Here is a 5,055-nt window from a genome sequence, read left to right as displayed (position 1 = left end):
CCGGCCCTGGGCGGCGCGCGACCGCGTGGGCAGGCCCCCGACCCGGGTGTGGGTGGCGTGCTCCCGGTGCTGCGGTCACTGTGGCCGGGGGCCCTGCTGCTCCCACCGCTTCCCGGGGAACCGGTCGCCGATCCCCTCGGGATGTGGGCCGGCCGGAGCGCGTAGAGACCGGTCGGCTGGTGTGGTCGGTCAGCGGGTGTAGTCGGTGGCGCGCTCGTAGCGGGCGTGATCGTCCCAGACCCTGCGCAGCAGCTGTTCGAGTTCCCAGACGTCGCCCTCGGAGCCGAAGTACTTCCGGTCGATCGACTTGAGCTTGTCCTCGTTGTCGAGGATCTTGGCCCACAGCTTGGCGCGCTCGACGGGGTCGTCGGTGAAGTTCTTGTTGAGGTACTCGTGCGAGTGCCGCTTGAGGTTGCCGAGCACGGTGAGCGCCTTGCCGGCCGGGCTCACGAGGGAGGCCACGACGGTGACCACGAGCACGGCCACGATGACGCCCAGTGACAGGTAGGTGGGTACCTCCACCACGTCGACGTGCTCGCCCTGGTTGATGAACGGCAGGTTGTTCTCGTGCAGGGCGTGGAGGATCAGCTTGACGCCGATGAAGCCCAGGATCGCCGCGAGGCCGTACTTGAGGTAGACGAGGCGGTCGAGGAGACCGTCCAGCAGGAAGTACAGCTGGCGCAGGCCGAGTAGCGAGAAAGTGGTGGCGGTGAAGACGATGAAGACGTTCTGGGTGAGGCCGAAGATCGCGGGGATGGAGTCCAACGCGAACATGATGTCGGTGCCGCCGATCGCCACCATGACGATCATCATCGGCGTCATGACCTTCTTGCCGTTCTCGATGGTGAACAGCTTGTCGTGGTCGTAGTGATCGGTCGCCGGGATGAACTTCTTGGCCAGACGCACCACGACGTTGTCGGCGTCGTCGTCCTCGTCGTCCTCGGCCAGGAGACGGCCCGCGGTGACGATGAGGAACAGCCCGAACACGTAGAACAGCGCGCTGAACGCGTTGAGCAGGGCGGCTCCGACGAAGATGAACCCGGTCCGGGCGATGATCGAGAACACGATGCCGAACAGGAGTGCCTTCTGCTGCCCGGCCCGCGGGACCTTGAAACTGGTCAACAGGAGCAGGAACACGAACAGGTTGTCGACCGAGAGCGCCTTCTCGGTGATGTACCCGGCGAAGTACTCCACGCCCATCTGGTTTCCACCGAAGATCCACACGAGGAAGCCGAAGGCTATCGCGATGCCCACGTACGTCGCGGACCAGATGGCCGACTCCCTGAGCGTCGGGATGTGTTCCTTGCGAACGTGGAAGAAGTAGTCGAACAGCAGCAGTGCGACGATCAGGCCGACGGACAGCGACCAGGCGAGCGGGGTGGCTCCCAACGGGAGTCCTTTCCGAGGAGGGCCGGGGACCGGATAATCCTACGCGCCTCGGGCCGGTCTGCCCCCGGTCAGCTCTTCCGTCGGATGAACATGGTGTGCTGCGCCTCCACGACCGTCGTGCCGCGGCTGTCGCTCACCACCGCGGTGTGGACGACGCTGGTGCTCGGGTGGTCGTTCAGTCGCTCCCGGATGGCGTCCGCCTCGGGGCCGGGGACGTCCACCACGCACCGCAGTCGGCCCCGACCGGGGGCCCGGAAGTCGATCGTCGCGCTCTTGGTCCACACCTGGTAGCCGCCACCGAGTTGCCCGGACAGCAACGCCCCGTAGAGGACGTCGGTCGCGGCGAACAGTGCGCCGCCGAACGCGGTGCCGTTGGTGTTGGCGGTCCAGGGTGCGACGTGCATGCTCAGCTCCCCGCGGCTCCAGTCCGGGGCGATGTGCCGGATGCGGATCCCCGAACCGAGCAGCGGCGGGTACAGCGAGCCCAGCAGGGTGAACGCCCGGGGGCTGGAGGTGTAGCGGTGCAGCATGGTCTTGGGCACGCGCCGATCCTAACTTACCCGCGAGTCAGTTACGGCCTGGGTTCGAGCGGACGCACGGGATGACCTGTCGGGGAGGTCTGCCGGAGACGGCGCTTGGACAAAAAGCCGGCCCCTGTCTAGACAAACGGCTCACGTTTGTCTAGATTTGACCCACTAGGTGGCGTGCGACACACGCCGCCGGGCTCGATCGAGGGAGACTTGTGATGCACACCGACCTCCAGGCAGGGGAGACCGCGGCGCAGCCGTACCCCTGGACTGACGGCAAGCGATACCTGTGGCTGCTCGGGCTCATCCCCGCCGGCGCCCTGTTCATCTCTCTCGGCTTGTTCTCGTGGTTCTCCCACGCCGGGTGGGGCACCGCCGCCGTCGTGGCGTGGTTCGTCGCCCCCTTCGTCGTGTTCGTCTTCATCCCTCTGCTCGACATGGTCGTCGGGGTGGATGGTCGGAACCCGCCGGAGGAGGTCATCGAACGCCTGGAGGCCGACCCCTTCTACCGGTGGTGCACCTACCTGTACCTCCCGGTGCAGTACGCCGCCCTGATCTTCGCCTGCTACCTGTGGACCGCCGACGACCTGTCGTTCTTCGGCCACGAGGGCGGGCTGGGGCTGGTGGCCAAGATCGGCGTCGCCTGGGCCGTGGGCATCGCGGGGGGCATCGGCATCAACACCGCCCACGAACTCGGACACAAGATCCAGAACTCCGAGAAGTGGCTGTCCAAGATCGCGCTCGCCACCACGGCCTACGGGCACTTCTACATCGAGCACAATCGTGGGCACCACGCCCGCGTCGCCACCCCGGAGGACCCGGCCAGCTCGCGGCTCGGTGAGTCGTTCTGGGCCTTCCTCCCGCGCAGCGTCATCGGCTCCCTCATCTCCGCCTGGGAGCTGGAGAAGAACCGCCTCGAGCGCCTCGGCAAGTCACCGTGGACCCTGCGTAACGACAACATCAACGCCTGGCTCATGACGCTGGTCCTGTTCGGCGGCCTCACCGCCGTCTTCGGACTCGAGGTCCTTCCCTGGCTGATCCTGCAGGCGGTGTACGGGTTCAGTCTGCTGGAGGTCGTCAACTACCTCGAGCACTACGGGCTGCGCCGCAAAAAGCTCGACAGCGGTCGTTACCAGCGCTGCCGGCCCGAGCACTCGTGGAACTCCGACCACCTGGTCACCAACATCTTCCTCTACCACCTGCAGCGCCACTCGGACCACCACGCCAACCCGATGCGCCGCTACCAGGTCCTGCGCACCACCGACGACGCCCCGCAGCTCCCCGCCGGGTACGCCGCGCTCATCGTGGTGGCCTACTTCCCGCCGATCTGGCGCCGGATCATGGACCACCGGGTGCTCGACCACTACGACGGCGACGTCACCAGGGCCAACATCCAACCGTCCAAGCGGGAGCGGATCCTCGCCCGCTACGGCGACCCGTCGGCCACCGGCGCGAGCACCGCGACCAGCCGGTCCTCCGCCCCGGCCGCCACGGCGACCGCCGTCCTGGATCCCGAGCCCGACGTGGACGCCGTCCGCGGCGCCGTCTCGCCGATCGGCACCTATGCCTGCCCCAACTGTGGCCACCACTACGTCGAGTCGCTGGGTGAGCCGCGGGAGGGCTTCGCCCCCGGCACGCCGTGGTCGGCGATCCCCGACGACTGGCAGTGCCCGGACTGTGGCGTCCGGGACAAGGTCGACTTCGTGCCGGTGAGCTGATACCGCCAGGCCGTGACACCCGTGTACCCAGTGTTCCAACCAGGAGGTTTCCCATGAAGATCGCGATCGACCCGGACCGGTGCGAGGGGCAGGCGGTGTGCGTCGGCCTCGCCCCGAAGGTCTTCGCCCTGGGCGACGACGACGAGGTGGTGCGCCTGCTCGTGGAGGAGGTCCCCGAGGAACTCCAGAAGAGGGCTCGCAAGGCCATCGAGAAGTGCCCGATGGCGGCGCTCCGCGAGGCCGGGTAGGCCGTCGGCCAGAGCTCTAGGCCGCCGGCCAGGCGGAGGGGTCCCGACCGGTACGCGCGAGAGCGGCGTGCCGGGTCGGGACCCCTTCTCCGTCGAAGCCCGGTAGCGGAGCGGAGAACAGCTCGGGGGCCGGGTCGTCGGCGAGATCGGTCCGGACGAAGTCGAGGACGGCGCGTTCGAGTTCGTCGCCCCACGGCAGGTCGACCCCCTGGGAGACCGACAGGTCCCAGGCGTGGACGGCCAGATCGAAGGTCTGCTGCGCGAGATAGTGCACCATCGGCGCCCGACCGTAGGAGAGGTGGACCTCGTCGTCGGTGGGGGTTCCCCGCCACGCGGCGGCCACCGGCGCGCGCAGGGTGTGCCAGAAGGCCACGAGGTCGGGGCCGCTGGCCCCGGTGAGCCGACGGAGCGGTTCCTCGAGGTCCCCGGCCACCTCGTCGACCGTCCCTCCGGCCAACAGTCCCGGGACCCACATCTGCTCGTCCACGACGTGGGCCAGCACCTCACGGGCGGTCCACTCGCTGCACGGGGTGGCGGCGTCCCAGTCGGTGACCATCGGCAGGACCCGGTCGTACAGGTCGGCGGCCCGGGACTGCAGGGCGATCCAGTCGGTCATGGCTTGTCGAACCGCTCGCCCGCGCCCAACCGCTGCAGACGCAGCCACTCGCGCAGGCCGGCCGGGTCTCGTCTGGTGACCAGGAAGTACCAGCCGAAGCGCAGGATCTCCTGCGGGATGAGGCGCCGGTTGCCGGGCTGGGTGAGCACGTAGCCGCGGTTGCGGTAGGTGAAGTGCCGCTTGACCGGGTCGTCGGGGAACTGGGTGTGCATGCGGCCGCCGAGGATCGGTTTGAACTCGTCGGAACCCTGCGGGTGCAGGTACGCGGTCGTCAGACACGTGCCGAAGGGCAGTCGGGAGCGCACCAGGCGCCGGTGCATCTCCACCTCGTCACCGCGGATGAACAGCCGCAGGTCCGGGACGCCCACACGGTCCAGGCAGTCCGCGGTGAACAGCGCCCCGTTGAACAGGGAGGCGATGCCGGGCAGCAGGTCGGTGTCGGTCCGGGAGGGGCCGGCGGCACCAGGGACGCCGGCACCAGGGTCACCGGCACCGCGGTCGCCGCCCTCGCCGTCGGCGAACAACTCGCTGCGCCAGCGTCGCCACACCACGCCGCG

The 5,055-nt window shown here is 68.6% G+C and carries 5 protein-coding genes and 1 pseudogene; 2 read left to right on the top strand and 4 right to left on the bottom strand.

The genetic code is table 11. The annotated features are described in order from the left end of the window. Positions 1-189 precede the first annotated feature (189 nt). Both G6020_RS05915 and G6020_RS05910 read right to left on the bottom strand, forming a co-directional pair. Positions 190-1,389 carry a TerC/Alx family metal homeostasis membrane protein gene (locus G6020_RS05915; RefSeq protein WP_182609978.1) on the bottom strand — a complete coding sequence of 400 codons (1,200 nt, stop codon included), beginning with the start codon at positions 1,387-1,389 and terminating at the stop codon, positions 190-192. Positions 1,390-1,457: 68 nt separating this feature from the next. After that, a complete protein-coding gene (locus G6020_RS05910; protein ID WP_182609977.1) occupies positions 1,458-1,931 on the bottom strand; it encodes a DUF4442 domain-containing protein in 474 nt (157 codons plus the stop codon). A 203-nt stretch (positions 1,932-2,134) separates the two neighbouring features. Here G6020_RS05910 and G6020_RS05905 point away from each other — a divergent pair, with 203 nt between their 5' ends. Together G6020_RS05905 and G6020_RS05900 are read left to right on the top strand one after the other, a co-directional pair. Continuing rightward, complete coding sequence (locus G6020_RS05905) at positions 2,135-3,634, top strand: fatty acid desaturase (RefSeq protein ID WP_095717091.1); 1,500 nt, start codon at positions 2,135-2,137, stop codon at positions 3,632-3,634. 53 nt (positions 3,635-3,687) lie between these two features. Next, positions 3,688-3,882: a ferredoxin gene (locus G6020_RS05900; RefSeq protein WP_095717092.1), complete on the top strand. Its 195-nt coding sequence runs from the start codon at positions 3,688-3,690 to the stop codon at positions 3,880-3,882. A gap of 16 nt (positions 3,883-3,898) precedes the next feature. On the opposite strand, the gene G6020_RS05895 is transcribed toward G6020_RS05900, so the two are convergent. Then, on the bottom strand, positions 3,899-4,498 hold the full coding sequence (locus G6020_RS05895) for a maleylpyruvate isomerase family mycothiol-dependent enzyme (protein WP_179524264.1): 600 nt from the start codon (positions 4,496-4,498) through the stop codon (positions 3,899-3,901). Then, a pseudogene (locus G6020_RS05890) lies at positions 4,495-5,055 on the bottom strand (galactofuranosyl transferase); the annotation flags it as partial. The pseudogene G6020_RS05890 and the gene G6020_RS05895, both read right to left, overlap by 4 nt.

Source organism: Dietzia sp. B19 (genome assembly GCF_014145155.1).
Lineage (GTDB): Bacteria > Actinomycetota > Actinomycetes > Mycobacteriales > Mycobacteriaceae > Dietzia > Dietzia natronolimnaea.
The sequence above is the reverse complement of the archived record's forward strand: the minus strand, read 5'-3'. Positions and strand labels throughout refer to the sequence as shown.

What these genes read in the sequence shown, in the direction of transcription:
- G6020_RS05905 (WP_095717091.1), top strand. Translation starts at nt 2,135, where the DNA reads ATGCACACCGACCTCCAGGCAGGGGAGACCGCGGCGCAGCCGTACCCC.
- G6020_RS05895 (WP_179524264.1), bottom strand. Translation starts at nt 4,498, where the DNA reads ATGACCGACTGGATCGCCCTGCAGTCCCGGGCCGCCGACCTGTACGAC.
- G6020_RS05900 (WP_095717092.1), top strand. Translation starts at nt 3,688, where the DNA reads ATGAAGATCGCGATCGACCCGGACCGGTGCGAGGGGCAGGCGGTGTGC.